This is a genomic window from Demequina gelatinilytica, assembly GCF_000971115.1.
In the GTDB taxonomy this organism is placed as follows: Bacteria; Actinomycetota; Actinomycetes; order Actinomycetales; family Demequinaceae; genus Demequina; species Demequina gelatinilytica.
Genome location: NZ_BBLV01000003.1, coordinates 209,190 through 234,208 on the forward strand (window position 1 = coordinate 209,190; position 25,019 = coordinate 234,208).

The window sequence follows — 25,019 nt, forward strand, 5'->3', positions numbered from 1 at the left end:
TTCGACGAGGAGGAGTCATGAGCATGTCCGACCGTGCGAGCAACGCTGCCGAGGACCTCAAGGGCAAGGCCAAGGAGGGCGCCGGCAAGGCGACCGGCGACGAGCAGCTGGAGGCCGAGGGCAAGATGGACCAGCTCAAGGCCGGGGCCAAGGACAAGGTCGAGGACGCGAAGGACGCCGTCGCCGCCAAGTTCAACGAGGCCACCGACAAGGACTGACAGGCGAAGAAAGGCGACTCTCGACCCCCGGATTGGTCATCAGAGCCCTCCGGGATCCGGTAGAGTATTCCTCGCCTTCCTCCGTAGCTCAATTGGCAGAGCAGCCGACTGTTAATCGGCAGGTTGCTGGTTCGAGTCCAGCCGGGGGAGCTTCTTGATCGAGGCCCCTGCCTTGGCCGCCACCGGCGGCTGGGTGGGGGCCTCTGTCGTTCCCCACTGCAACCAGTACGCGGGCACGCCCGTGACCTCGGCCCACGCGCGGCGCGCGAGCGGCTTTGGCGTAGAGCGCCCCTTCTCGTAGCGGATCACTGTGCCCGGCGCGATGCCGATGCGCTCGGCAATCTCTCGGACTTCGAGCCCGGCCTCCTCGCGCGCGATACGCATCCGGTGACCTTCGTGAATCGTGGGGATCATGTCGCCCTCCTCCCAAAACGGTGACTACAGGATAGCAACTAGTAATCAATACGCAAGAGGGAACTAGAGGGGCGACACGCGGCGTATAGACACTGGTTGCGCTTTGGTGCTCGGCATGCTTCACTGCCACCCATGAGCGAAAACGACACGGGTGTCCATATGGGCACAGAGGTCGCCCTCCTCGCCACGGGAGCGGCGGCGAAGCGCCTCGCGATGACGCCGGCCGCCGTGCGCAAGGCGGCCGAGCGCGGCGACCTGAGGGTCGCGCAGAAGCTCGAGGGATCGCACGGCGCCTACCTCTTCGACGAACGCGACGTCACGGCGTTCGCCGCCGTTCGCCGCGCAGAGCTCGAGGCGAAGCTCGCCGCGATGCGCGCGGGCGGCGCGTCATGAGCGACCTACTCGCTCGCGACGATGAGCAGCTGGTACTCGTCCGTGAAACGCAGCATGCTCGCGTTGGCAACGAGGCGGGCCTTGCCGGCACGCTCGAGCTCGCGGTGTGCCCAGTCGAGGTGTCCGCGCGGCACGTGTCCGAGGACCGTGACGCCCAGGCGAACCGCGACCGCGCGTGCGTCGTACTGATTCCGCGGCTCAGCCCGCAATTCAACGACGCACTCCGCAGTCGGTGCCGCCGCGCCGTGCTCGACCCAGTCGAGACCGCGTCGATGCGCTTTGTAGGCGCTCTGGTAGGCGAAGGAGCCCGCCACGCGGAACCCCTCCGGCACATGCGCAAGCACAGTGTCCTTCCTGCTGAACAGTCCCATCACGTCCCCCTCAAGATCGTGTCCCCCACTCTCTCGGTTCAGGCGTGCGGCCACAAGGGGGGCGTGCGATGAACGATGGGACGTTCCTGCAGGTCGTGGCCTTCTGGCTGCTGTTCGCCGCACTGATGTGCCTCGGGCTCGCGGGCGGCGGCTACTTCTTCGCCCAGGGCTTCGCCTGGTGGGGGCACCGCCGCTTCCACTCCCTCGTCGACTTCGCCGTCACGCTCGCGATCTGGGGCGTCACCGGCGCGATCCTCGCAGGGCTCCTCCTCGAGGTGTCGGCATGAAGGCCCGTCGCGCCGCACGCGCCACCCACGTCGCCGCCCACGGCCTCGTCGTCGGTGTCGCCTGCGCCGCGCTCCCCCTCGCTCTGGCGCTCGCGATCGCACTGCTGGCGGCCACGCCCGCTGCGCTGATCATCCTCGCGAAGGGACGCGAGCAGTGACCGGCCGGTATGCGGGCCTCGACCGCCGCACCTTCGACCGCACCCTGCCCGCGGTCGTCGTGATCGAGCACTTCCCCGACGGCGCCCCCGCGCACTACGTCCGCGTCGGCAACGAGATCACCTGGGTCCCGTCCCACGCCGAAGCACTCCGCCGCGCCTACGTCCACAACGTCGTGAACGGTCACGCCGCGACCCCTGCAGACCTCCGCAAGCCCACGCCCACCACAGGAGGTACCCGATGAACAAGCCCGTAGCACCCAAGCCCCGACCCGAGCCTCCGGTCGACCCGGCCGCCGCGCACGTCGAGGCGATCCTCGACAACGCGACCCACCGCGTCCACACCGAAGCCGTCGACGCCATGACCGCGCTCCACCGGTACGCGCAGCTCATGGACCGCCCGACCCTCGAGTCCGCCACCCAGGACGTCCTCGACGCTCTCGATCGAGTGGAGGCCGCACTGTGACCGCGACCCTCACCCCGCGTGACCTCAAGCGCGCCGGCCAGCAGGCTTCCGTCTACCACCTCGACTCCCGCGAGGCCCGCGAGGCCGCGACCGAGGCGATCGTGACCGCACTCCCCGCCGGCATGGTCGTGTCCGTCAACGTCATCCGTCCCGAGCTTGACGCCGCGAACATCCCCAACCGCTCCCGCGGCGGCCTCATGGTCATCATGTGCTCGCGCGGTCACCTCGAGCCGATCTGGACCACGTTCCGTGGCCTCGACGTCCCGGTCACGGAGCCCTCGACCGGCCCGTCGGCGCACAGCGCCCCGGTCCGCGTCTACATCCGGACGGCGCACCTCCCGGAGGGCAGCTGACATGGCCTACGCCCCCGACGACCGCTGCCCCGAGGCGGGCTGCCGCGCACCGATCAACTTCGTGTACGTCCCTGCGCGCCGTAAGTCCCTCCGCTTCGACCCGACGCACGTGCGTCGCAACGGCGACCCCCTCGCGAAGTGGGTCGCCTACCCCGACCCGCGCACCGGAGCGACGTTCGCCCGCCGCCTCACCCCCGGTGAGCACGTCGACTTCGAAGGCGGTGAGGAGGTCATCCGCCTCCACGCCGCTGTCTGCCCCGCCGTTGTCCGCGGCAACCACGACTCCTGACGCCCACCGGAAGGAACCCCATCATGCCCACGAAGAAGCGCACCTCCGTCACCACCGCCACCGACGTCGACGTCGACGTCGCGCTCGACACCGCCGACCTGATCACGGAGCGCCTGCAGGCGACCGGCCTGGTCGCGATCGATCCGCACCTGATCGACCCCCACCCGCGCAACCCCCGCAAGGAGTTGGGTGACCTCACCGAGCTGTCCGCCTCGATCGCGGCCCACGGCATCCGCCAGCCCCTCACGGTGGTGCCGCACCCCGACGACCCCTCCCGGTTCCGTGCCGTCATCGGCCACCGGCGTCGCGCGGCCGCGATCGAGGCGGGCTTCACCGTCGTCCCCGCCCTCATCGACCACGAGCTCGACGAGGCCGGCCAGCTCGAGCTGATGCTCCTCGAGAACATCCAGCGTGTCGACCTCAACGTCATCGAGGAAGGCACCGGCTATCAGGGTCTCCTCGACCTCGGCGTCACCCAGGCCCGTATCGCATCCGAGACGGGCCGTGCCGCATCGACCGTCGCACAGCGCATCAAGGTTGCGTCCCTGCCGGAGAACTTGCATGCCGCGGTCCTCGAGCGTCAGTGCACACTCGAGGAGGCCGCGGACTTCGCGGGCCTGCCCGAGCGTGACGACGTCGCGTTCGCGAAGGCGATCAAGGCCGTCGAGGCGGGCAAGAAGATCCCCGGGTACGCGATCCAGGACGCCCTCACGCAGGCCCGCCGTCGCGAGCGGCTCGCCCGTGCGAAGGACCTCGCCGCCGAGTTCGACTTCGACGTCACGATGAAGAGCGAGTGGGAGTACTCCCCCAAGGTCTCCCTCGGTGAGCTCGAGTGGACCCCGAAGCAGCACCACAAGTCGGGTTGCGACGGTGGTCTCCTGTGCACCTCCGACTACTACCTCGGTGGGGACACGCTCACGTCGCTCGGTCGCCTGATCTGCGTCAAACCCGACAACCACGCCAAGCGCCGCGAGGAGCTCGCCGCGATCGCCGCTGCGAAGCGTGCCGCCCAGCCCGAACGCGTCGAGTCCGACGAGGACCGCGCGGACCGTGAGGAGATCGAGCAGCTCGAACGCGACATCAACGCCGCCACCGAGGGCCGCCGCGCGTGGGTCGCGGCGCTCTTCCTCCCCGCTGCCGAGCACGTGGGCCCGATGCGCGCCGCGCTCGCGGCCTACGCCACCGACATCGTCAAGACCGGACGCCGCACCATCAACGTGCACCTGTGGGGCGACACCATCATCGACGACGTCCTCGCCGACTCCGTAAAGGGCCCCGACCGCCTCGCGACCCTCGCACTCCTGTCCGCCACCGAAGCACTCGTCCCGACCGACCCGTGGGGATGGGAGCGGATCGCACGCTCGGCGGGCTACAACCCCCTCGGCGCCGCCCAGGGTCCCGTCCACCGCTACCTCACCACGCTCCGCGACATCGGCTACGAGCTCACCCCCCGCGAGACCGACCTCGTCACCGCGCTCGCGGATCTCATCAAGGACGCGGACTGATGGGCGCCCTGGACTGGCAGGCAGACGCGCTCTGCGCGCAGGTCGACCCGGAGGTCTTCTTCCCCGGCAAGGGCGGCTCGACGCGCGAGGCGAAGTGGATCTGCAGCCGCTGCGACGTCCGAGAGAAGTGCCTCGAGTGGGCGATCGCGAACGACATCAGCGGCGGCACCATCGGTGGTCTCTCGGACCGCGAGCGAGCGAAGGTCCGCCGCGCTCGCGGCATCCCGAGCGCAGACGAGCAGCGCCGCAAGCGTGAGGACGCTGCGATCGCTGCCCGCGCCGCCGCCGGTCTCGACGTCGAAGAGATCGCCGCTTCGCTTGCCATGAACGCCGAAACCGTCCGCCAGCGCCTGTCCCGCATGAACCGTCGACCAGCGGAGATCGCATCATGACCGCCGCCGACGTCCGCGCCCTCACGATCATCGCCCTCCTGACCGTCGCGACCGCGGCCGTGTCGACCCACGTCGCCGCGACCGCCGGCCGCGGTCTCGCCGCCCTCGCCGCGCTCGCGGTGCTCACCGCGGTCGCGCTCCTCGCGTGGGCCCGCCGCCGCCTGATCCTCGAGGAGCGTGCACGATGACCACGGACGCCTGGATCACCGTCATCGCGGTCGCGATCCTGTTCACCCCCCTGGGGCTGGTGAAGCCCGCCATGCGTTGGTGGCGCGCCCACCACACCCAGCCCGCCACGGTGTCCCCGATCGCACAGCAGGCCAGCGAGCACATGCGCCGCGGCGTCCCCGGCGCACGCTCCCGTCAGCCCCTCCCGGACGGCTTCGCACCCCTCACCGGCGGGGCCCTCACGATCGAGGCCGGCAACGTCGCGATCTTCACCGCGTCGAACGGGATCGTGCTGCACAAGCTCACACCCCTCGACGCACCCGGCATCCTCATCGCCCACGACGGCACCCTCTGCGGATCCCCCGTCACCTGCTGCCGCCGCTCCCCCGACCTGCCCGCCTACGGCGGCTGGTCCGACTGGCTCATCGAACTCGACGCCATCCGCGCGACCGGCCGCGCCCTCGCAGAGCTCACCCTCGCAGACCTGCGAGCCATCACCGCCTTCACCGAGTACGGGCAGACGCAACGCGCCCGCCAGAACGGAGCCCACCGTGCCTGACACCATCAACCACCGCGCGCTCGCGGACGACTACCTCGAGCGCGCTGGGATCGCGCGCAGCGTGGACGACCACGACGCGACAGCCGCGCTCGTCGCGATCGCCACGCACCACCAGCTCGCGGCGCTGACTGAGCTCACGGCCGAGCTCGTCGACCACGTCAGGTTCCTCGCGGGCGCTGAGGTGCAGCGTCTCCGCGACGAGGAGGAGCTCGCGAAGCCCGACCCCGACATCGCCTACACGCCCAGCCTGCCGGTCCTGCTCTACACCGAGCCCGACCCGCCCATCATCGTCAACACCCCCATCGAGTTCGCGGGCGTCGCGGATGACGCGGTCGTCGAGGACGCGACGGGATGGATCAACACCGCGCACGCCTGGCGCTCCACCCCCTACCAGTCCCTCACGCTCCCCGCACGCGTCCTCGTCCGCACCACCTCTGCATGACCCGCTGCCCCGCGGCCTGCCCCACCTGCGGCCACCGCTGCGAAGCGATGACCATCGGCCACGCCAACCACTACGACGAAGCCCACACCTGGCCCGAGGAGGACCCGACATGAACGGCTCCGACACCATCACGATCCACCACCTCGTCACCACCACCATCGCGATCACCGCGAACCCTGACCCGACGGCCCCCGCTGCGTTCCTGACCCTCGGCGACGCCCACCACACCGTGCGCCGTCTCACCGACGACGAGATCAAGCGGCTCTACCTCCTCGGCGTCGTCACCATCGTCGGCGTCGGCCCCGACCCGGAGATCATGATCCCGCTCGACCCGGCCACCGCCGCACCGGTTGTGTCCGACCCCAAGCCCACGCCCGACCCGGCACCGGCACCGGCTCCCAAGGCCAAGCGCACCCCGCCCCGCGGTGGCCGCAAGACCGCCGCCGAGACCCAACGCATCAACGACGCCATCCGCACCGCGCTCGCGACCGGGGCATCCATCACCGAGGCAGCGGAGGCCGCGGGCGTGTCGTCGTCGGCCGCTCAGCAGCGGATCTCGAGGTACAAGCTCCGCGACGGCCTCAACCCGTCGAAGCACGCCCCGGCCAAGACGAAGAAGGTCACGAAGCTGCCGAACCCGAAGGCCGTACCCGCGCCGCAGCGGCCTGCATCGTTCGCGCCGAAGCCCACCGAGGCCCCCACCTCCCGCATGGTGTCCGCGCTCGGAGCGAAGCGCCGCATCCTCTCGCTCTACCGCATCGGGTACGACCACCTCCGCCTCAACCAGCGTCTCGGCGCTGCCGGCATCGTCGTGTCGTCGATCCTCGCTGACGACGTCACCGAGATCCCCCGCGCCACCCACGCCGCGATCGACGACCTCTGGCACCGCCTCCGCTACACCCCCGTCACGCCGTCCCCCGCCTCCCACGCTCCGCGCGCGTTCCCGCCGCCCGGAGCGTGGGACAACATCGACGACCCCAACGAGCACCACGAGATCTAGGAGCAGCCGCCATGGAACCGAACTGCACCACCTGCGGCCACCCCGCCAGCGAGCACACCCCCATGCTCCGCGGCTGCGACCGCATCACCTGCAAGTGCCCGAAGTACATCGAGTCCAGCGATGAGTGACCCCATCACCGCCGAGGTCGACGCACTTCTCGATCTCCACCAGTGCTCCGACGAGTACGACCTCGACATGGGCAACGGCGTCACCGCGAAGTCCTGCACCTCATGCACGACCACCATGTGGCCCTGCCCGAGCCATGACCGGGCTGTCGCTATCCGCGCCATCCTCGACCGCACCGCCCCGAGCGGTGGCGAGGGCGTGACGCTGGAAGACCGCTACCGGGTGACGCGCCGTGATGGGCGCGACGCACCCGGCGAGAAGCACCACGGGTGCCGGTACTTCGTGTTGGACCTCACGCATGACCCGAAGGCCCCGGAACTTCTGGATGCCTACTTCGACCGCACCGCCGCGAGTGAGGACCCGCCGCTGCCCGGGTGCACGGGTGACTACAACTGCCCCGCCCCCGCCCACCAGCACGGGTGCTTCTCGGACACTCAGGGTCACTGCAACGACCCGGGCGACCACAACCACGCCGCCCCGAGCGAGGACGAGCGGGAGGCGTTGGTCCAGGCTCTGCGACGCGATGCGGGCGACTACGCGCGCCACATGCGAGGCGAGACTGGCCAACTGTCGTGGGATCAGCGCGACGTGCGGGCGTGGGAGGCGGCGGGGGTGCTTGCCGCTCTCACCGCCAACCACCGTCCGACCGCGAACCATCCCGCCACGTGCGCCTGTGGGTGGGAGTTCCCGTGCGCGACCGTGCGCATCATCCGAGGAGGCCGCGCATGAACGCCCGCGCTGTGCTCGCGGAGGTGGCCCGATGAGGGTCCTTACCGTGCGTCAGCCCTGGGCGTGGGCGATCATCCACGGCGGCAAGCACGTCGAGAACCGCTCGCGCAACATCGCGGGCGACTACCGCGGCCCCGTCGCGATCCACGCCGCAGCTCGCGAGGCGGAGAGGTACCACCAGGCGGCTGAGGAGATCTACGACCGCGCCGGCACCTACGTCCTCAAGGCCCCGCAATCGGCGATCGTCGGCGTGGTCGACCTCGTCGACGTCCACAAGGACGACCGCTGCGACGACAAAGCCCACCCGCACACTCCTGGCGAGCTCGCCTGCTCCTCCTGGGCGATGGCGGACCACCACCACCTGGTCCTCACCAACCCCCGCCCGCTCACGAATCCGATCCGCGCTCGCGGCCGCCTCGGCCTGTGGAAGCCTGACGAGGACCTCGAGCAGGCGATCGCCGCCGCGCTCGCGGAGGTGACGCGATGACGTCAGGCGCCGTGCACGCGGCCGGCCGTGATCTCGCGAGCCCTCGCCTGACCGGCTTCGAGGCCGATCGTCGCAGCGCCGTCCGGGTTGCCGTCCTCGAACCGCGCCTTCAGCGCAGCATCCAGGCCGACCTTGAGCGCATCCGCCCACTCGGCATCCGTCAGCGTGTAGGTGATCTCGGCCATGTCCGCCCCCTCGTAGTAGGTGGCCCCAACCGTAGCGGCTGCAATCGCGCGAGCAACAGGAGGAACAGCCGATGAGCGCGTTCAGCCCGGCACAAATGTTCGCCCTCGACCAGGCGTGCAAGCCGATCCGCGAGGCCTTCCCAGCCGCGCACGGCCCGTACCTCGTCGGCACCGGCACGACCCGCGGCGGGTACCGCGACGTCGACGTCCGCCTGATCCTGCCCGACGACTACTACGCCGACGTCGAGCGCGCCCTGGGCCGCGACGCCGTCACGTTGCTCGCGCTCGCGATCAGCGCCTACCTGGCCGCTGCGACGGGTCTGCCGATCGACTTCCAGTTCCAGCAGTTCACCCTCGCCAACGAGCACCTGGGCATGCGCAACCCCCTCGGGATGCGCTCACTCGGCCACTACGTCGGCGACGCACGACCCGAGGTGAAGTGATGGGCTACAACTACAGGGCTGTTCAGGGTGAGGCTTCCTACGACGCGAACATCGCCCTCGGCACCAGACTCGCGGACATCATGTTCGACCTCGGTGCCGGCCACGACTCGCAAGCGCCCCCGGCACCGAGCGCTGAGGCGTGGGCCGCCATCCCCGACCATGACGACGACGAGAACGGCTACCTCGAAGGCCTAGACCGCCTAACCTCGCCGCACGGTGACGGCCCGCCCGGCATCCCGCTCCACAAGATCGACGGCAGCAATGACGGCTGGCTCGTCACCGAGCAGGAGATCCGCGACGCGCTCGCGGTCATCGACGCGTCGCCGCCGCCGGCGCTCGAGGGGCGCATGGCCGAGTTCTGGACCGCCTGGGTCGAGTTCATGCGAGCCGCCTCCACGAAGGGAGGGTTCCGCACGTGGTGACCGATGCTACGACCGAGATCGCCCGGTGGGCGGGTCCGCACTTCAATGCTGCACACCAGATCGACGCACCGCGCACGCGCATGACGCGTCGCGCGACCTGTGGGTGCACCTGGAAGGCACCGATCGCCCGACTGACATACCGGGCGGCCGTGCGCGACGTGATGCGCCATGTCGAGGCGGTGCGCGAAGCCCGTCATCGCGACCGCGGCACAGGGAGGAGGTGAATCCCTGATGAAGATCAAGCTCTGCTCGGAGTGCGCTCGCGGCAACCACTACGAGTGCACGGGCCTGTCGACGACTCCCCACGAGGACGACGCGAGCCCGCACCCGTGCCCCTGCTACCGCTGCCACCCGCCCCAGCCCGGCAAGTGCACAGCGTGCGGCCGTTCCGTGAACCCGCACACCGCCGAGTGCGCCGGCTGCTCCGACTGACCCACCCGACCACCAGCTGAGAGGACCCTCCCCTCGTGTCATGGCTCCGTACCGGCGACACCGCCGCCCACGACCCGCGCACCCTCGCGCCCCTCGACCTCGAGGACGCTGACGAGCGCACCGTGGACGAGGTGTTTGGGTTCTCCTGCCGGCTCGCGCTCGAGGCCGGCTCGAAGGAGACCGACCGGAAGGTCACCCTCGGCATGGTCCGCTCCCTCGCGGGTTCCCCGGCCCGCGCACAGCACCTGATGGGCATGCTCGTGTACGCGAAGGTGTGGAAGCCCATCGACGGCGGCTGGGAACTCATCAACGACCCCGCCTACCTCCACCTCCGCGGCCAGGACGACATCGACAACGACCGCATCCGCGCTCGCGATCGTCGTGACGACCGGCTCGTCGTGTACGCACGCCTGCGGGATGGCGACAACTGCCGGTACTGCTCGAACCCGGTCAACTGGCGTGACCGGAAGAGCCTGCGGGGTGCGGAGTACGACCACGTCAACATCGCCAACCAGCCCACCGTGCTCGACGAGTTCGTCGTGTCCTGCCGGGACTGCAACGGCGACCACGCCAACAAGGGCGACCTCCTGCCCCCGCCCGAGCACCCCGTCTACGGCGCGGTGACGAAGGAGTTCATCAAGACCCGTCTCGGCACCTTCCCCACTCGGGCGAAGATCGCCGAGATGCTCAACGGCCAGCGGACCACGCCCGTGGAGAACGCGACCGACCGCCAGCGGACCACCTCGGAGAACGCGACCGGCACGCACGGCCAGCGGCCCAAGATGGAGAACGCGACGGCCGGCCAGCGGACCACGCGCGCGGAGAACGCGACCGAAACCCCAGGTCCGACCACAGATCCGCCCGATCTACGTCAGATCACAGATCCGGGGGGTGTCGGAACTAGATCTGTCGGGTCGGGTCGGGACGGGACTAGTAGTTACGGGCCTGACCTGGACTCGCCTGGCAGCATGCCGCGCCCTCGCAGGTCTCGCCGCCATCGCCCGAAGCCTCAGCCCACCACGGAGGTCTAGCCATGCCCACCCCTCAGCCCACCACGGACACTCCGCCGCTCACCGCTCAGGAACGCCGCCGCCTGCAGGCTGATCTCGCGCACCAGCTGCGGCCGATGATCGAGCCGTTCACCAGTCACGAGCCGTGGTACCGGTGGGACGACACCGACCACCGGTGGGAGAACATGCCCGCCGGCCTTCACACGACCGAGCTGCCGAGTCTGCTCGAGCAGCTGCAGCATGCGACGAAGCAGGCCAACGGGTCGACGTCGGGCGGCTACCAGTCGACGGTCCTGGCGCACACCGACGCGATCGACGGGCAACGGTCCATCGACCACGATGTCACCGCGTTCGTCAGCGGCAAGCTCCACACCCAGCCCGGCCCGCTCGAGGCGAACCTGGCCCTCATCATCAGGCGGATCCCGACCCTGGTGGACGCGGACCTGCTCGAGCTCGCGGCGCTCGCGAAGCGTTGGGTCATCGCCGCGAAGGTCCTGTCGGGTCTCGACGCGCGGCCGTGGGCTCCGCACAACCGATGCCCGTGGTGCTCGGCGATGGACTCTCTGCGGATCCGGTTCGACGTGTCGGGGCAGCTCGGCGTCGGCTGGTGCAAGGAGTGCAAGGAGACGTGGGACGAGAACCAGATCTGGATGCTCGGTGCGGAGATCAAGAAGCAGAACGCTGAGGGCGTCGACGAGGACGACGCCGACGGTGAGGATGACGACGCAGTGGAGGATGACGCATGACCATGGATGAGACCGGGCTGATCGAGCAGTACGACGTCGACGACACCGTGACGGTCGACGCGGCCGTGCAGACGGGCCGCATCGGGATGCTCCTGACGAACCGGTGCATCGGCTGCGGGGCGTGGCTGACGAACGACGACGTGCCCGCCCACGTCGCGTTCCATGCCCGTCTCGGTGATCTGCCCGACACGCCGACACCGTGAACGCTTCCCCGATGGCCGGTGTCAGGCGTACCATCGGAACCACTGGGTGACGTGCGCCTGCAGGCGTCCACCCGTGAAGGCCCGGCCCGATGGTCCGGGCCTTCCGCATGTCCAGCCCCGGTGGGCGAGGCTGCATGCACGGCGGGTCGCACGGGCGTGGGCAGCGCCCGGGCCACACAGAAGGCCGACGCTCGACCCACGCGACCCGGGGCGGCGTCGGCTCACCCCGGAGGATCCCATGCCGCTGAATGAGTGGGACCCCAGGCGGGGCCGGGGCGGGCGACGATGGCGCGAGCTGACGCGCGAGGTCTGCCCGCCCGGCTCGATGTGCGAGGCCGAGCGCTGCAAGGCGTCGACCCGCGAGATCATCTTCGGCCTCCGCAGGAACCACCCGCTCGGACCCTCGGTCGACCACATCGTGTCGCTCAAGAAGGGCGGGCACCCGACCGCACGAGAGAACCTGCGGCCCGCGCACTTCGGATGCAACTCGTCCCGCGGGTCCGGCGAGCACGAGCAGCGGAGGCCACGCTCGCGCAACTGGGCCGTGTAGCGCACAGTTCGCCAGTTACCAGGCGTAATGGCCCGTTTTTTGCGCAAGGCGATTTCTGGGCGATCGCGCAGTTGACCTTTTTTTCCCCCCACCGATCTGCCCTGATGGGGCCCCACAGGCAGGAGTGAGCGATGCCGATCACGACGCATGGCACCTCCGGGTACCGCCGTGGATGCAAGTGCGACACCTGCCGGCAGGCGCACGCGAAGGCCGAGCGGGACCGCCGTGAGCGTCGTCGCAAGGAGCGGGCGCTGCAGGCCAAGGTCGACGAGTGGGAGGAGCCGCGGCCGCCGCTGCAGCTGCCGCCGGCGGCCGACATCCTGCGCCGCATGCGCGACAACGGCATCGAGAAGACCCTCGCGGCCGAGCTCGACGCGCTCGTGGGTGAGCCGCCATGGAAGCAGACCCTCTCGGCGCTCGCGCTGATGAACGCCCGCTACCTCGACCACCTCGCGGAGCTCGATCGTCTCGATCTGTCGTCGCCGATCCAGCTGCGGCTGCGCGAGTGCCTGAACGGCCTTCGCGCCGCGGCGGGCGGCAACGCCGGCATCGTCGGCGGCCTCGAGGGGATCCTCAGTGGCCTCGGCACCCCCGACGACCAGTAGCCCGCCGCTCGGGTTCACTCCCCCGCGGTTCGGAACCCAGCGCAATCCCGCGCGCAAGACCCTAGGCCCGAAGGCCGCCGCGCTCGCTGCGGCGATGGGCGAGCCGCTGATGCCGTGGCAGCGGTGGGTGCTCGACGTCGCGCTCGAGATCGACCCGTCGACGGGGCACTTCTTCTACCGCGAGGTCCGGATCGCGCTGCCACGCCAGCAGGGCAAGACGACTGCGGTGAAGACCAGGGCCCTGTTCCAGGCCCTCGCGTGGGCGAAGCAACGCATCGTTTACACGGCGCAGTCGCGCAATATGGCCCGTCAGCGCCTCGAAGAGGACTTCTACGACCCGATCTCGGCGTCGGTGCTGGCGGCGACGCTCGCGAGGACGTCGGGCGACAAGCCTGGCTTCCGCGCGCAGGCGGGATCCGAGCACATCTCGTTCATCAACCGGTCCGGCTGGTGGATCGACGCGGTCACGAAGAAGTCGGGCCACGGTCCCTCCCTCGACCTTGGGCTGATCGACGAGGCGTTCGCGCACGTCGACTCCCGCATCGAGCAGGCCATGCGGCCCGCGATGATGCAACGTCCGAACGCGCAGCTATGGGTCCTGTCGACCGCCGGCGACGGCGACTCCCTGTACTGGCGCCAGAAGGTCGACGACCTGCGGGACAGGATCGCCTCCGGAGCGGAGTCCCGGGTCGCCGGGTTCGAGTGGTCGGCTGACGACGACGCCGACCCGGACGACCCTGAGGTGTGGCGATCGGTGATGCCGGCCTACGGCGTCATCCTGCGCGACGCGATCTACGGTCCGCGCGGCGAGGTCATCGAGCCGGAGCTCGTCGCGGCCGGTGAGGACCTCGTCAGGGCCGAGCGCGACAGCATGGACGAGGACGACTTCCGCCGGGCGTTCCTGAACCAGTGGGTCGACAAGAAGGCCACCCAGGGGATCATCGCGTTCGAGCCGTGGAAGGCCTGCACCGTCCCCGACAACGACCCTGACGTATGGACCGGCGACCCCCTCTGGGCGATCGACGTCTCCCCGTACCGCGACAGTGTGTCGATCGCGATGGCCGGCGCGCCCGCGCTCGCGGATCGGCGCACCTTTGCCGAGGTCGTCACCCGCCTCGAGGACACCCGCAACGCGGTCGGCACGCTCGTGAAGCTCCGCACCGATCACGGCGGGAACATCGTCGCGGTTGACGGCACGGGCGCCGCCGGCAGCCTGATTCCCGACCTCGAGGAGGCGGGATTCGAGGTGATCCAGTTCGGCCAGCGCGACAAGGTCGCCGCCTGCGGGTCGTTCTACGACGCGGTCTACGAGGGCTCGTTCAGCCACATGAACGACCCCCTGCTCAACGACGCCGTCCTGTCTGCCAGGAAGCGTGACATCGGCGACGGGGCGTGGGTCTTCACCCGTCGCGGCCTCAATGACATCACACCGCTGTACGCGGTCCTGCTCGCCCGTTGGGCGTGGATCAAGGAACGGACGGACGACTACGACATCGCCGACTCGCTCGGCTGAACCCGGAGAACGCATGCAGCACGTCATCACCACGGCACTCGAGACGGCGGGAATCGTCGCGCTCGCGGTTGCCGCGGCGCTCGCGCTGGCGCCGTTCTCGATCGCGGCGGGCGTCGCTGTCGCCGGCGGCGTGCTGATCGGTGCGTCGGCGCTCATCGCGCGTGTGAACGCGCCGCGACGCGGGAAGGCTGACCGATGAGCCTGTTCTTCGACAAGCCCTCGGAGCGTCGCTCCATCGACTCGCTCTCGTGGGATGCCGGAGGCACCCTTGCGGGCGGTCTGTCGGCGACGACGGCGACGCGTCTGATCCCGGTGTACGCCGCGACGAGCCTCATCGCGGACTCGATCGCGACGCTCCCGCTGCACGCGTACACGGGCTCCGGGGCTGGGCGCGTCCGGCTCGAGCGGCAGCCGACGATCCTGACGAACCCACAGCTGACGCAGACGGGCAGGATCGCGTGGCTCCACCAGGCGCTCGCGTCGCTCCTGCTCCACGGCAACGCCTATGGCTACACGGTGAGGCTCGGCGCGACGGGCTGGCCCGAGAAGCTCGTGTGGCTCAACCCGGAGAACGTGCGGGTCGACGAGACGGGCATCGCGCCCCGGTACTTCCACCGCGGCGTCGAGCTCGACCCGGCGGCGGTCACGCACATCCCGGCCTACGTCCAGCCCGGCTCGATCGTGGGCCTGTCGCCGATCGCGGCGTTCCGACGCCAGTTCACGAAGGCCGACGCCGCCCAGCAGTTCGGGGCCGCGTTCTTCGAGCGCGGCGTCACGCCCGCGGGCATCCTCCGGAACAACAACAGTGCAACTCTCGGCGCCGAGGAGTCGGCGATCGCGAAGCGCCGCTTCCGGGCCGCGGTCGCAGGCCGGGACATCTTCGTCACCGGCAAGGACTGGGACTGGCAGCAGCTGTCGGTATCGGCAGCCGACGCGATCTTCCTCGACGCGATCGAGGCTTCCGCGACGGAGATCGCCGCAATCTACCGCGTCGCACCCGAGGACATCGGTGGCAAGACGGGCCACTCGCGCCAGTACGCGACGCTCGTGATGGAGCTCCGCAAGTTCAACGTCCGCACCGTCACCCCGTGGTCGGCTCGCTTCGAGGAGGCGCTGACGTCGCTGCTGCCGCGCGGTCAGTACGCGAAGTTCAACCTGGATGCCCCGCTGCGCGCGGAGCCCAAGGAGCGGATGGAGACGCACAAGATCGCGCTCGAGCTGGGCCTCGAGACCCTCGACGACGCGCGCGCGCTCGAGGAGAAGCCTCCGCTGACCGACGCCGAGCGCGCCGAGTGGATCACGACCTTCCGCCCGGCGGCACGCCCGACCGCGGAGCCGCGCGCACTTCACGACCCTGCACCCATCGACCCGACAACGGGAGACGCATCATGAACGACAAGCTCGAGATCCGCACGGGCCGCCTCGAGCCCGTGGAGCTGCGCGCCGCTGACGGCGGCATCGGCGTGCTCGCGGGGTACGCGTCGCGGTTCAACTCGTACAGCCAGAACCTCGGTGGGTTCGTCGAGCTGGTGGACCCGGCGGCATTCAACAAGTCGATCGCGGACGCGGTGCCGGTCATGGCGCGCTACAACCACGAGGACGCGTACCTCCTCGGCACGACCGACGCCGGCACCCTGAGGCTGTCGACGGACAACCTGGGGCTCGCCTACGAGGTCGACCTGCCCGACACGGGCGCCGGCCGTGACCTCCGAGCGCTCGCGGGCCGCGGCGACGTCCGCCACTCGTCGTTCGCGTTCTACACGATGGAAGACGAGTGGTCAGTGACGGACCAGGGCTTCCCACTGCGGATCCTGCGGTCGGTCCAGCTGATCGACGTCGCGCCGGTGAACAACCCCGCGTACCGCGACACCACCGCCGCCGTCCGCTCCCTCTCGGAGCGGATCGGGATGGACCTCGACGAGTTCGCGACCCTCACCCCGGAGGCGCGCAAGGAGCGCCTCCTCCACGAGACTCCCCCGGCCCCCGCGGTCGAGGAGCAGCACGACGACGAGCAGCGCGCCACGCACTCGCCGATCGCGCTGATGCAGCGCCGCCTCATCCTGGACGACCTGCGCTAGCAGTACCCGCTTGGGCAGCGAGCACCGCACCCGGCACCACCCACCACTCCACCCAAGCAAAAGGGGAACCATCATGACCATCAAGGTCCTCACCGAGCTGACGGAGAAGCGTCAGCGCATCTGGAACGAGGCTCAGGCCATCCTCGACACCGCGTCGAACGAGGGCCGCGACCTCAACGCGCAGGAGCAGGAGCGCTTCGACGCTGCGTCGGGCGACCTCACCGAGCTCCGATCGCGCATCGACGCGATCGCGCAGGTCGACGCGGACAACCGTGCCGCCGAGGAGGCCCTGCGCAAGCTCGGCACCTCGCCGGCCCACGAGCCCGAGGCCGGCTCGATCTCCGAGCAGTTCCGCCAGCTCGCCCGCGGCGAGATCCGCAAGATCGAGCTCGCGGCCTCGCAGGAGCCGTGGAAGCGCGCCCTGACCAAGGGCACCGCGACCGCCGGCGGCAACACCGTCCCGACGTCGTTCCACGACCAGCTCGTCGAGCACATGGTCGAGGCGGCGGGTGTCATCACGGCCGGCGCGACGGTCCTCACCACCGCCGGTGGCGAGCCGATCGAGATCCCCGTCACGACGTCGCACGGCGCTGCGGCGGCCGTCGCGGAGAACGGCACCCTCGCGGGCACCGACCCGGCGTTCGCGAAGCGCACGCTCGGCGCCTACAAGTACGGCCAGCTGGTGCTGGTGTCGAAGGAGCTCGTCGAGGACTCCGCGGTCGACCTCGAGGGCTACCTCGCGAAGGTCATGGGCCGCAACGTCGGCCTCGCGCTCGGCACCGACATCGCGGTGGGCAACGGTTCGTCCAAGCCCACCGGCATCATGACCACCGCGTCGACCGGCACCACCGGTGCCGCCTCGGCCGCGGGCGTGTTCACCGCGGACAACCTGATCGACCTGATGTTCTCGGTCATCGCGCCGTACCGCAACGCCCCCGACGCCGGCTGGCTGATGAAGGACGCCACGCTCGGTGCCGTCCGCAAGCTCAAGGACGGTGCGAACCGGTACCTGTTCGAGCCCGCGGCGACGGTCGGTGCGCCCGACACGCTGCTGGGCAAGCCGATCACCACCGACCCGAACATCGCCGCGGTCGCGGCGACCGCCGCGTCGGTCGGATTCGGCGACTTCTCGGCGTACTACGTGCGCATGGCGCGCGGCGTCACGTTCGAGCGGTCCGACCAGTTCGCCTTCGACTCGGACCAGATCGCGTACCGCGTGACGGTCCGCGCTGACGGCCTCCTGGTCGACCAGACCGGCGCGTTCAAGAAGTTCGTCGGCGGCGCGGCCTAAGCCGCGTCTCGGCTGGGCGCCCCAACATGGGGCGCCCAGCCCCACCACTACCCCACTCGGCGAGGAGGACACGATGCCGAAGTACACGATGCGAGTCCAGATCTCGGGCACCCGCAATGGTGCCGACTGGCCCAAGGTCGGCGGCACGGTCGAGCTGCCGGAGTCCGAGGGCGAGGAGATGACCGCCGCGGGCCTCGTGCTTCCCGGCGTCGTCAAGGTCGACCGCTACGGCAACCCCGTGACGCCGGCACCCGAGGCCGCGACCGCACCCACGCCGGAGACCACCAAGCGCAAGGCTCCCGCGAAGCGGTCCGTGAAGGCTTCCGCTGAGGCCACCAAGGCGAGCGAGTAGGTCGCTGCCATGTTCGTCGTCGGTGGCATCGCGACCGTCCTGTGGCAGGCCCACACGGGCGGGTCTGCGACGCTCACGATCACACAGCCCGACGGCACCGCGTTCCCGTCCCCGCCGACGCCGAGCGCGTCGAGCAGCACGTTCTCGGCCGTGTTCACGCCGACGCAGCCCGGCCGGCACCAACTGCTGTGGACCCACGATGACGACACGATCGTCGCGGACATCGCAGACGTGTGGCCCGCACAGCCGCGCTACCTGGTGTCGGTGCAGGACGCGCTTGAGCGGCTCCGCCTGGGCGCCCAGGCAGCGAAGAGCTACGACTCGATCGCGATGCTGGGCCTGTACGTCGCAGCCGCGACCGCGATCGTCGAGAATGTCACGGGCCCCCTGCTGCCGGACGACAAGACGTGGACGTGCCTGGGCGCCGACGTCAAGTACGACGTCCTCCTGCCCCACACGGGCATCGCGGTCTCGACCGTCACGGTCGACGGCGTCGCCCTCGTCGCCACGGACTACACGGTCGACGCCGCCGCCGGCATCATCTCGTCAGGAGCGTTCACCAGCGCCCGAAGCGTCGTCGTCACCTACACCGTGGGGAGCACGACGATCCCGCCGCAGGCGCGTCTGGCGTGCCTCGAGGTGATCGCGCAGATGTGGCAGGTCTCCCGACAGGGCCTGCGTGAAGCCGGCGCGGTCGAGGAGACCTTCACCACCCCGATGGGCTTCGCGCTCCCCAAGCGTGCGTGGGAGATGCTGCAGTCGCTGAAGAACACGCCGGGCCTGGCATGACCACCGTCTCGACGATCGGCGCGAGCCTCCACGAAGCCATGTTCCAGGCCGCCCGGACGCTGTTCGACGGCGAAGGCGTGCGCGTTAACCGCACCCCCTCGCCGATCGAGTACTCCGACTCCGTCGTCACGATGGGCCGCTACAAGTCGACCCAGGAGCCCGCCACGCTGGGCGGCACACGCGGCCGTGACGAGGAGTGCACCGTCACGATGATGTTCGCTCACTTCGAGGCCGGCGACGCAGAGCTGATCGACGACGTCGCACGTGACGCAGCATTCGCACTCCTCAACCGTTTCGCGGAGTCGCTGCGTTCCGCGCTCGCGGGCGACACGACCGTGGGCGGGACCGTCTTGTCCTGCTTCCTCACCGAGGTCGACGCCGAGAGCGTCTACACGGCGCAGCCTGCGGGCGCGCTGTGGGAGATCGAAGCCGAGTTCACCGCCAAGTACCGAATCCGAGGTTGACCATGGCCGTCATCACCATCAAGAACGCCGGACCGTTCGCGCGGGACGTGCCGCTGCTTCGCTGCCGGGTCGGCCGCGGCGAGACCGTCGAGGTCTCGGAGGACCATGCGCGGATCCTGCTCGCGCAGGACTCGTGGAAGGCGGTCTCGAAGGCCGCGAAGGACATCCAGGTCGAGCTCGACGAGCCGACCCCCATCGACGACGCCGATGAGGCGCCCAACGACGACGCCGATGAGGCGCCCAACGACGACGCCGATGAGGCGCCCAACGACGACGCCGATGAGGCGCCCAACGACGACGCCGCGGCGTCCGATGAGAAGGAGTAGCCCATGACCACGCAGCTCGACTGCTCGATCGGCGTCAAGAAGGAGTCGGTCTACGGCACGCCCGTCGTGGTCGACCGGTTCCTTGAGTTCACCGAGGAGTCCCTCGAGGACTCCACGGAGTACGGCCAGGGTGAGGGGATGCGCCCGGGTCAGCGCGGCGCGCGCCTGGACCGCCGTGTCGTCAACAAGATCGACGCCGGCGGTTCCATCACGGACGAGGCGAAGACGAAGGGCCTGGGTCTCCTCCTCGAGGCGGGTCTCGGTGGCACGCCGACGAACGTCGAGACCTCCGACTCGGGCGTGTACCAGCAGGTGCACACCCTGACCAAGGGCGCGCACCCGTCGTACACGCTGCAGAAGGGCATCCCGAAGCTCGACGGCTCCGGCGTCGAGACGTACACGTTCCCCGGATCGCAGGCCTCGTCGATCGAGTTCGACGCATCCGCGAACGACATCCTCAAGGTCTCGCTCGAGTGGATGTGCCGCGAGGTGCTCCGCGATGTGGCCTACGCCGCCCCGTCGTACCCCGTCGACGCCGAGCTGTTCCACCTCACGCACGCCGCGCTGACGTTCTCCGACGGCACCCTCACCGTCCCCACGACGACCGCGCTCGCGTCGATCACGGGCGCGGCGACCGCGACCGCTCGCACCGTCAACGTGAAGATCGAGCAGGGACTCGACGGCGAGGGATGGAACATCGGCGGCCAGGGTCGCCGCACCCGCGCCAACGTCGTCGGCCGGGCGACCGTGTCCGGGTCGGCCGAGTTCGAGTTCGACAACGAGGAGATGGCGGACGCGTACCTCGACCAGACGACCCTGTCGCTGGTGCTGACGTTCACGCACCCCTCGACCATCGGGTCGTCGTCGAACCCCGTCCTGCAGATCGTGATCCCCGCGATCCGTCTCGAGGGCGCCGTCCCGACGTCCGCCGGTGGCGACGTCATCACCGTCTCCGCGGACTACACGGCCCTCGAGGACGGCACGAACGAGATGATCTACGTCGTCTACCGCACCGACGACACCACCGTCTAAGGGGCGATCGTGGGAGTCGGCGCACGCAACGCTGCGTCCGACGAAGCGATCATCCAGGTCCGAGGACGCAACCTCAAGGCCGAGCTCGAAGCCCTCAAGGAGTTCGACCCGATCCTCGCACGCAACGTGCGCCGCGAGCTGCGCGAGGCAGGCAAGCGCGTCATCGGGTACATGCGGGTCGAGCTCGACAAGGAACCCCTCGGTCTCGTCACGGGTGTGTCGAAGAAGACTCGGTACACGACCCGGAAGTCCTCGAACCGGGCGTCCGGGATCTCGGTCACGCGCCGCGAGTACGTCACGGACGTCACCACGACCGGCGCTCGCGGGCGTGGCCGGGGCTCGCGCGAGGAGATCAAGGCGGGCCTCAAGGTCGCGATCCAGACAGGCCGCCGTTCGGGGATCCGGATCCGCGGCGGCGGTTCCGGATTCGCGAAGGCCTACAACACGAAGCGGTTCCGCCACCCGGTCTACGGCAACCGCTCGACATGGGTGTCGCAGGCCGGGCGGCCGTACTTCGGCGAGGTCATCACGCAACGCCGTGAGGAGCTCGCACAGGCGATCCTCGCCGCGCTCGACGCGGGCCTCGAGGAGATGAACAAGGGAGGAGCGTAGCCAGATGGCTCGCATCAAGATCAACGGCCACGACAAGTTCGACGGCGACTACCGCGTCGTCACACAGTCGAAGATGAAGATCGGCACCCAGCTCGAGCTGCAGTACCAGGCCGGGTGGGACAACAAGCAGATGCAGGACCACCTCGAGCAGGGCTCGTCGCTCACCGCGGCACTGATCTTCGCGTCGCTGTGGCAGGCCGGCATGAAGCCCACCTGGGACGAGGTCCTCGACATCGAGAACGGCCAGATCCGCATGGTGCGTGAGGCCGGCGACCCGACCGACGACGCGGAGGACGACACCCAGGTGGACCCTACGTCGGCCCCGGAGGCTTCGCCTCGGGGCGACGACGCAGCACCGCAGGCCGCACCGCCCTCCCAGCAGTAGCCGCAGAGCCCATCGAGCAGGCGGTCAACCACCGCCTGCTCGATGCGATGCAGATCTTCCCCTCCCTCAACCACGAGAACATCTGGACTCTCACGCTGCCCCAATGGTGGGCGGTCGCGAACTCCGTCGACTCGTGGCGCAAGGAGCAGAAGCGCAAGTCCCGCCAGTCCCGCACCGCGAGTAGATCCAGGAGGCACTGATGCCGTCGCGCCGCTCCATGATCTTCGACATCCTCGCCGACGCGGCACCGGCGAAGAAGGTCTTCGACAAGTTCGAGGAGCACGCGCTCGGCGTGGCAGCATCGATCGCCGCCGGGTACGCCGGCACGAAGCTGCTCGGCGGCCTCGACGACGCGCTCGCGGCCGACGCGTCGGGCGACAAGGTCGCGGCGCAGCTGAACCTCATCCCTGAGGCCGCGCAGGCCGCCTCCGACGCCGCGAAGGGCGCGTTCCGCGACGGCATGGGCGACTCGCTCGAGGAGGTCTCTCGGGCGGTGTCCGAGGTCGGCGAGGACATGGTCGACCTCAACAAGACGTCGTCGGCCGAGACCCAGAAGATGGTCACCGACGCGCTCGCGATCGCGGACGCCTACGACAAGGACGTCTCCGAGGTCACGCGCGCCGCGGGCCAGCTGATGAAGAACGGCCTCGCCGCGGATGCCGACGAGGCGTTCGACATCATCACCACCGGCATGCAGGGCGGTCTGGACAAGACCGACGAGTTCCTCGACACCCTGTGGGAGTACTCGGAGCCGATGTCGCAGCTGGGCCTGTCGGGCCAGGACGCGATCGCGATGTTCGGTTCCGCGCTCGACTCGGGTGCGTTCTCGATCGACAAGGCCGGCGACGCGATGAACGAGTTCGCGACGCGCGCGATCGACGGGTCGGACTCGACGGCTAAGGCGTATGAGGCGATCGGCCTCAACGCCGAGCAGATGCAGTCGCAGATCGCGATGGGCGGTCCTGCCGCGAAGACGGCCTTCTCTGAGGTCGTCCAGGCGCTCGCGGGCGTCTCGGATGCGGCGGAGCAGGACGCGGCGGGTGTCGCGCTGTTCGGGTCGATGTGGGAGGACGCCGGCAAGGAGATGGTCCTGTCGATGGACCCGGCCAAGCAGACCCTCGCTGACGTGTCCGATGCGACGGAGAACATGTCGGACACGTTGTACGACAACGGGATCGCGTCGGCGGAGTCGATGCGGCGCAGCTTCGATGGGCTGTGGCAGGACGCGATGAGCCTGCCTGGCCCGTTCGGGACGGTCGCGGCCGGGGTGAAGGCGTTCGGTGGGGACCTCCTGGCGGGCGCGGGCGCGGCGGGTTCGCTGCTGGTGGGGCTGACGAACCTCGGTGTGGGTCAGAGGCTCGCCGCGGTCGGCACGGGCATCGTGACGGCCGCGCAGTGGGCGTGGAACGCGGCGCTGAACGCGAGCCCGGTGATGTGGATCGTGACGGCGATCGCGCTCCTGGTCGCGGCGCTCGTGTGGGCGTGGAACAACGTCGACTGGTTCCGTGAGGGGCTGCTCAACGCGTGGGCGTTCATCAAGGGCGCTTGGTCGCAGGTCGGTCCGTTCTTCGGGCGGGTGAAGACGCGGATCGTCACGGCGTTCCGTATCGCGTGGAACTTCCTCAAGACGGTGTTCAAGTGGACGCCGATCGGGATGGTCACGTCGAACTGGGGCAAGATCACGAAGTTCTTCTCCGGCTTCAAGACTCGTGCGATCAGCATCTTCCGGGGCGCGTGGAACTTCATGAAGCAGGTGTGGAAGTGGACGCCGTTCGGGATGGTCACGTCGAACTGGGGCAAGATCACGACCTGGTTCGGCGGGTTCAAGGAGCGGACCGTCAGCATCTTCCGGGGTGCGTGGAACTTCATCAAGAAGGTGTGGAAGTGGACGCCGCTGGGGATCATCACCGAGAACTGGGGCAAGGTCGTCGACTGGTTCGGTGACCTGCCCGGCAAGGTCGCGGAGGGCTTCGCGACCGTGAAGGATCTCCTGTCGGAGCCGTTCAAGAATGCGTTCAACGCGATCGCGTCGTTCTGGAACAACACCGCCGGCAAGCTGCACTTCACGGCGCCGGACTGGATCCCTGGGATCGGCGGCAAGGGTTGGGGCATGCCGAGCATCCCGCTGCTCGCGTCGGGTGCTGTCGCTTACGGGCCCACGCTCGCGGTGGTGGGTGAGGGCTCCGAGCCTGAGGCGATCGCGCCGCTGTCGAAGCTGGCGTCGTTCATGCGTGGCTACCTCGACGAGGCCACGGTGGTCTCCGCTCCGACTTCCGCGGGCAGCTCCGCGGTGCACGTCACGACGTCTCTCGCGGGCGCGGTCCTCGAGGTGCGGGACGCCGACGGTGTCCTGCTGGGCCGGATGAAGACTGCCGCCGATCAGGCCGTGAGTGCACACCGTCAGGGTCGCCGTGTCGCGGCGAGGGCGAGGGGCTGACGATGGCGGTCGCGATCTCGGCGTCGATCCTTTCCGGTGACGCTCCCGCTCCCGTGCAGGTCGTCCTGACGGGCATGACCGCTGGCGACGCGTACACGGTGCACGGCACCTACGGCGGCTTCTCGTGGCCCGTCCCGGGCGGAGTCGGCACGTCCGACGGCAACCAGCTGGTGCTGATCGACAACCGTGCACCCTTCAACGGCGACATCGTCTACACGGTCACGATCGACGGTGACGTCACCTCGTCGTCCGCGATCATGCTCGACGTCGACGCGTACAGCATGCTGCAGACCCTCGACGGGGCGCAACGTGCGGTCGTGGAGATCGCGGACCCTGAGGACGCACGCGAGTACGACCACGACGTGACGCTCGTGAAGGTCGCGGGTCGTCGCGACCCGGTCGCCCGGGTCGACGTGACCTCGACGGCGTCGATGAAGTGGTCGCTCGAGGCCGAGGGTGAGGAGTCGGCGGCGCTGAAGGCGGTCCTCGAGGACAACTCGGTGCTGGTGCGCCGCAACACGGTGGACCTGCGTGACATCCCGCCGGTCGAGATCGTCGTGGTCACGAAGCACCGTGACCAGCTGATCGGCGCGGTCGGGACGCTGCGTCTGTTCGAGCTCGATGTGCAGGCCATCGGTGACCCCGAGCCCGGCACGCCGCTGGCAGTGTTCGACTGGGACGACTTCGACGCGGCCTGGTCGGCAGCGTCGTGGGACGACTTCGACGCGGCGTGGTCGGGCGCGGACTGGGACGACTTCGACCGGTACGACTACGGGGCTTGACGTGCGTG

Annotated in this window: 42 protein-coding genes and 1 tRNA gene; 40 read left to right on the forward strand and 3 right to left on the reverse strand. The window is 69.5% G+C overall.

The window, feature by feature from the left end; genetic code table 11:
• Positions 1-17: 17 nt before the first annotated feature.
• Together AOM00_RS03535 and AOM00_RS03540 are read left to right on the forward strand one after the other, a co-directional pair.
• Entirely contained in the window at positions 18-218 is a 201-nt protein-coding gene (locus AOM00_RS03535) for a CsbD family protein (protein ID WP_062516456.1), read from the forward strand.
• 77 nt (positions 219-295) lie between these two features.
• A tRNA-Asn gene (locus AOM00_RS03540) sits at positions 296-368 on the forward strand.
• Here AOM00_RS03540 and AOM00_RS15920 read toward each other — a convergent pair.
• Positions 330-632: a helix-turn-helix domain-containing protein gene (locus AOM00_RS15920; protein WP_082096548.1), complete on the reverse strand. Its 303-nt coding sequence runs from the start codon at positions 630-632 to the stop codon at positions 330-332. The genes AOM00_RS03540 and AOM00_RS15920 overlap by 39 nt on opposite strands.
• A gap of 132 nt (positions 633-764) precedes the next feature.
• Here AOM00_RS15920 and AOM00_RS03545 point away from each other — a divergent pair, with 132 nt between their 5' ends.
• The gene (locus AOM00_RS03545; RefSeq protein ID WP_156159013.1) at positions 765-1,025 is read left to right on the forward strand and encodes a hypothetical protein; all 261 of its coding nucleotides are present in this window, start codon (positions 765-767) and stop codon (positions 1,023-1,025) included.
• Between the two features lie 5 nt (positions 1,026-1,030).
• On the opposite strand, the gene AOM00_RS03550 is transcribed toward AOM00_RS03545, so the two are convergent.
• Positions 1,031-1,396, reverse strand: coding sequence for a hypothetical protein (locus AOM00_RS03550; protein WP_156159014.1), 366 nt, complete (start codon positions 1,394-1,396; stop codon positions 1,031-1,033).
• 68 nt (positions 1,397-1,464) lie between these two features.
• Between AOM00_RS03550 and AOM00_RS03555 the strand changes: the two genes are divergently transcribed.
• The 14 genes from AOM00_RS03555 to AOM00_RS03615 all read left to right on the forward strand — a co-directional run bounded on the left by AOM00_RS03555 (position 1,465) and on the right by AOM00_RS03615 (position 8,354).
• Positions 1,465-1,683, forward strand: coding sequence for a hypothetical protein (locus AOM00_RS03555; RefSeq protein ID WP_062516459.1), 219 nt, complete (start codon positions 1,465-1,467; stop codon positions 1,681-1,683).
• Positions 1,680-1,841 carry a hypothetical protein gene (locus tag AOM00_RS15345; RefSeq protein WP_156159015.1) on the forward strand — a complete coding sequence of 54 codons (162 nt, stop codon included), beginning with the start codon at positions 1,680-1,682 and terminating at the stop codon, positions 1,839-1,841. The genes AOM00_RS03555 and AOM00_RS15345 overlap by 4 nt, the downstream gene beginning before the upstream one ends.
• On the forward strand, positions 1,838-2,083 hold the full coding sequence (locus tag AOM00_RS03560) for a hypothetical protein (protein ID WP_062516460.1): 246 nt from the start codon (positions 1,838-1,840) through the stop codon (positions 2,081-2,083). The genes AOM00_RS15345 and AOM00_RS03560 overlap by 4 nt, the downstream gene beginning before the upstream one ends.
• Entirely contained in the window at positions 2,080-2,304 is a 225-nt protein-coding gene (locus tag AOM00_RS03565) for a hypothetical protein (protein ID WP_062516461.1), read from the forward strand. Before AOM00_RS03560 ends, AOM00_RS03565 begins: the two co-directional genes overlap by 4 nt.
• Positions 2,301-2,657 carry a hypothetical protein gene (locus AOM00_RS03570; RefSeq protein ID WP_062516462.1) on the forward strand — a complete coding sequence of 119 codons (357 nt, stop codon included), beginning with the start codon at positions 2,301-2,303 and terminating at the stop codon, positions 2,655-2,657. The genes AOM00_RS03565 and AOM00_RS03570 overlap by 4 nt, the downstream gene beginning before the upstream one ends.
• A gap of 1 nt (position 2,658) precedes the next feature.
• A complete protein-coding gene (locus tag AOM00_RS03575) occupies positions 2,659-2,946 on the forward strand; it encodes a hypothetical protein (protein WP_062516463.1) in 288 nt (95 codons plus the stop codon).
• A gap of 23 nt (positions 2,947-2,969) precedes the next feature.
• On the forward strand, positions 2,970-4,451 hold the full coding sequence (locus tag AOM00_RS03580) for a ParB/RepB/Spo0J family partition protein (protein WP_062516464.1): 1,482 nt from the start codon (positions 2,970-2,972) through the stop codon (positions 4,449-4,451).
• The gene (locus AOM00_RS15925; RefSeq protein ID WP_082096519.1) at positions 4,451-4,843 is read left to right on the forward strand and encodes a WhiB family transcriptional regulator; all 393 of its coding nucleotides are present in this window, start codon (positions 4,451-4,453) and stop codon (positions 4,841-4,843) included. Before AOM00_RS03580 ends, AOM00_RS15925 begins: the two co-directional genes overlap by 1 nt.
• Positions 4,840-5,031 (forward strand): hypothetical protein, encoded by a 192-nt coding sequence (locus AOM00_RS03590; RefSeq protein WP_062516465.1) that lies wholly within the window; start codon positions 4,840-4,842, stop codon positions 5,029-5,031. The genes AOM00_RS15925 and AOM00_RS03590 overlap by 4 nt, the downstream gene beginning before the upstream one ends.
• Positions 5,028-5,570, forward strand: a complete 543-nt coding sequence (locus AOM00_RS03595) for a hypothetical protein (protein WP_062516466.1) — start codon at positions 5,028-5,030, stop codon at positions 5,568-5,570. The genes AOM00_RS03590 and AOM00_RS03595 overlap by 4 nt, the downstream gene beginning before the upstream one ends.
• Complete coding sequence (locus AOM00_RS03600; protein ID WP_062516467.1) at positions 5,563-6,012, forward strand: hypothetical protein; 450 nt, start codon at positions 5,563-5,565, stop codon at positions 6,010-6,012. Before AOM00_RS03595 ends, AOM00_RS03600 begins: the two co-directional genes overlap by 8 nt.
• Positions 6,013-6,121: 109 nt before the next feature.
• Complete coding sequence (locus AOM00_RS03605; RefSeq protein WP_062516468.1) at positions 6,122-7,012, forward strand: hypothetical protein; 891 nt, start codon at positions 6,122-6,124, stop codon at positions 7,010-7,012.
• Between the two features lie 120 nt (positions 7,013-7,132).
• Positions 7,133-7,867 carry a hypothetical protein gene (locus tag AOM00_RS03610; protein WP_062516469.1) on the forward strand — a complete coding sequence of 245 codons (735 nt, stop codon included), beginning with the start codon at positions 7,133-7,135 and terminating at the stop codon, positions 7,865-7,867.
• A gap of 31 nt (positions 7,868-7,898) precedes the next feature.
• A complete protein-coding gene (locus tag AOM00_RS03615) occupies positions 7,899-8,354 on the forward strand; it encodes an ASCH domain-containing protein (RefSeq protein WP_062516470.1) in 456 nt (151 codons plus the stop codon).
• Positions 8,355-8,356: 2 nt separating this feature from the next.
• Here the strand turns inward: AOM00_RS03615 and AOM00_RS03620 are convergent, their stop codons facing one another.
• The gene (locus tag AOM00_RS03620) at positions 8,357-8,539 is read right to left on the reverse strand and encodes a hypothetical protein (RefSeq protein WP_062516471.1); all 183 of its coding nucleotides are present in this window, start codon (positions 8,537-8,539) and stop codon (positions 8,357-8,359) included.
• 71 nt (positions 8,540-8,610) lie between these two features.
• Here AOM00_RS03620 and AOM00_RS03625 point away from each other — a divergent pair, with 71 nt between their 5' ends.
• From AOM00_RS03625 to AOM00_RS03730, 23 genes are all read left to right on the forward strand, one after another.
• Complete coding sequence (locus AOM00_RS03625) at positions 8,611-8,982, forward strand: hypothetical protein (RefSeq protein ID WP_156159016.1); 372 nt, start codon at positions 8,611-8,613, stop codon at positions 8,980-8,982.
• Positions 8,982-9,404 (forward strand): hypothetical protein, encoded by a 423-nt coding sequence (locus tag AOM00_RS03630; RefSeq protein WP_062516473.1) that lies wholly within the window; start codon positions 8,982-8,984, stop codon positions 9,402-9,404. The genes AOM00_RS03625 and AOM00_RS03630 overlap by 1 nt, the downstream gene beginning before the upstream one ends.
• Before the next feature lie 231 nt (positions 9,405-9,635).
• Positions 9,636-9,836: a hypothetical protein gene (locus AOM00_RS03635; RefSeq protein ID WP_062516474.1), complete on the forward strand. Its 201-nt coding sequence runs from the start codon at positions 9,636-9,638 to the stop codon at positions 9,834-9,836.
• Between the two features lie 35 nt (positions 9,837-9,871).
• Complete coding sequence (locus AOM00_RS03640; RefSeq protein WP_062516475.1) at positions 9,872-10,867, forward strand: hypothetical protein; 996 nt, start codon at positions 9,872-9,874, stop codon at positions 10,865-10,867.
• Positions 10,868-10,869: 2 nt separating this feature from the next.
• Complete coding sequence (locus AOM00_RS03645) at positions 10,870-11,592, forward strand: DUF7341 domain-containing protein (RefSeq protein WP_062516476.1); 723 nt, start codon at positions 10,870-10,872, stop codon at positions 11,590-11,592.
• On the forward strand, positions 11,589-11,795 hold the full coding sequence (locus AOM00_RS03650; protein WP_062516477.1) for a hypothetical protein: 207 nt from the start codon (positions 11,589-11,591) through the stop codon (positions 11,793-11,795). The genes AOM00_RS03645 and AOM00_RS03650 overlap by 4 nt, the downstream gene beginning before the upstream one ends.
• 238 nt (positions 11,796-12,033) lie before the next feature.
• The gene (locus tag AOM00_RS03655) at positions 12,034-12,345 is read left to right on the forward strand and encodes an HNH endonuclease (RefSeq protein WP_228373394.1); all 312 of its coding nucleotides are present in this window, start codon (positions 12,034-12,036) and stop codon (positions 12,343-12,345) included.
• 131 nt (positions 12,346-12,476) lie between these two features.
• Positions 12,477-12,950 carry a hypothetical protein gene (locus AOM00_RS03660; protein WP_062516478.1) on the forward strand — a complete coding sequence of 158 codons (474 nt, stop codon included), beginning with the start codon at positions 12,477-12,479 and terminating at the stop codon, positions 12,948-12,950.
• 94 nt (positions 12,951-13,044) lie between these two features.
• Positions 13,045-14,463: a terminase large subunit domain-containing protein gene (locus AOM00_RS03665; RefSeq protein WP_062516479.1), complete on the forward strand. Its 1,419-nt coding sequence runs from the start codon at positions 13,045-13,047 to the stop codon at positions 14,461-14,463.
• A 13-nt stretch (positions 14,464-14,476) separates the two neighbouring features.
• Entirely contained in the window at positions 14,477-14,662 is a 186-nt protein-coding gene (locus AOM00_RS03670; protein ID WP_062516480.1) for a hypothetical protein, read from the forward strand.
• Positions 14,659-15,855, forward strand: a complete 1,197-nt coding sequence (locus AOM00_RS03675; RefSeq protein WP_062516481.1) for a phage portal protein — start codon at positions 14,659-14,661, stop codon at positions 15,853-15,855. Before AOM00_RS03670 ends, AOM00_RS03675 begins: the two co-directional genes overlap by 4 nt.
• Positions 15,852-16,541 carry an HK97 family phage prohead protease gene (locus AOM00_RS03680; RefSeq protein WP_062516482.1) on the forward strand — a complete coding sequence of 230 codons (690 nt, stop codon included), beginning with the start codon at positions 15,852-15,854 and terminating at the stop codon, positions 16,539-16,541. The genes AOM00_RS03675 and AOM00_RS03680 overlap by 4 nt, the downstream gene beginning before the upstream one ends.
• Before the next feature lie 73 nt (positions 16,542-16,614).
• Positions 16,615-17,832 carry a phage major capsid protein gene (locus tag AOM00_RS03685; protein ID WP_062516483.1) on the forward strand — a complete coding sequence of 406 codons (1,218 nt, stop codon included), beginning with the start codon at positions 16,615-16,617 and terminating at the stop codon, positions 17,830-17,832.
• 73 nt (positions 17,833-17,905) lie between these two features.
• Positions 17,906-18,184 carry a hypothetical protein gene (locus AOM00_RS03690; RefSeq protein ID WP_062516484.1) on the forward strand — a complete coding sequence of 93 codons (279 nt, stop codon included), beginning with the start codon at positions 17,906-17,908 and terminating at the stop codon, positions 18,182-18,184.
• Positions 18,185-18,193: 9 nt separating this feature from the next.
• On the forward strand, positions 18,194-18,973 hold the full coding sequence (locus AOM00_RS03695) for a hypothetical protein (protein ID WP_062516485.1): 780 nt from the start codon (positions 18,194-18,196) through the stop codon (positions 18,971-18,973).
• Positions 18,970-19,437: a hypothetical protein gene (locus AOM00_RS03700; RefSeq protein ID WP_062516486.1), complete on the forward strand. Its 468-nt coding sequence runs from the start codon at positions 18,970-18,972 to the stop codon at positions 19,435-19,437. The genes AOM00_RS03695 and AOM00_RS03700 overlap by 4 nt, the downstream gene beginning before the upstream one ends.
• Before the next feature lie 2 nt (positions 19,438-19,439).
• On the forward strand, positions 19,440-19,763 hold the full coding sequence (locus AOM00_RS03705) for a hypothetical protein (RefSeq protein WP_062516487.1): 324 nt from the start codon (positions 19,440-19,442) through the stop codon (positions 19,761-19,763).
• Positions 19,764-19,766: 3 nt separating this feature from the next.
• Positions 19,767-20,795, forward strand: a complete 1,029-nt coding sequence (locus AOM00_RS03710) for a phage tail tube protein (RefSeq protein WP_062516488.1) — start codon at positions 19,767-19,769, stop codon at positions 20,793-20,795.
• A 9-nt stretch (positions 20,796-20,804) separates the two neighbouring features.
• Positions 20,805-21,407 carry a hypothetical protein gene (locus tag AOM00_RS03715; RefSeq protein WP_062516489.1) on the forward strand — a complete coding sequence of 201 codons (603 nt, stop codon included), beginning with the start codon at positions 20,805-20,807 and terminating at the stop codon, positions 21,405-21,407.
• Between the two features lie 4 nt (positions 21,408-21,411).
• Positions 21,412-21,792, forward strand: coding sequence for a hypothetical protein (locus AOM00_RS03720; RefSeq protein ID WP_062516490.1), 381 nt, complete (start codon positions 21,412-21,414; stop codon positions 21,790-21,792).
• A gap of 47 nt (positions 21,793-21,839) precedes the next feature.
• A complete protein-coding gene (locus AOM00_RS15350) occupies positions 21,840-21,992 on the forward strand; it encodes a hypothetical protein (protein WP_156159017.1) in 153 nt (50 codons plus the stop codon).
• A complete protein-coding gene (locus AOM00_RS03725; RefSeq protein WP_062516491.1) occupies positions 21,992-24,229 on the forward strand; it encodes a phage tail tape measure protein in 2,238 nt (745 codons plus the stop codon). Before AOM00_RS15350 ends, AOM00_RS03725 begins: the two co-directional genes overlap by 1 nt.
• 2 nt (positions 24,230-24,231) lie before the next feature.
• A complete protein-coding gene (locus AOM00_RS03730) occupies positions 24,232-25,011 on the forward strand; it encodes a hypothetical protein (RefSeq protein ID WP_062516492.1) in 780 nt (259 codons plus the stop codon).
• Positions 25,012-25,019 lie beyond the last annotated feature (8 nt).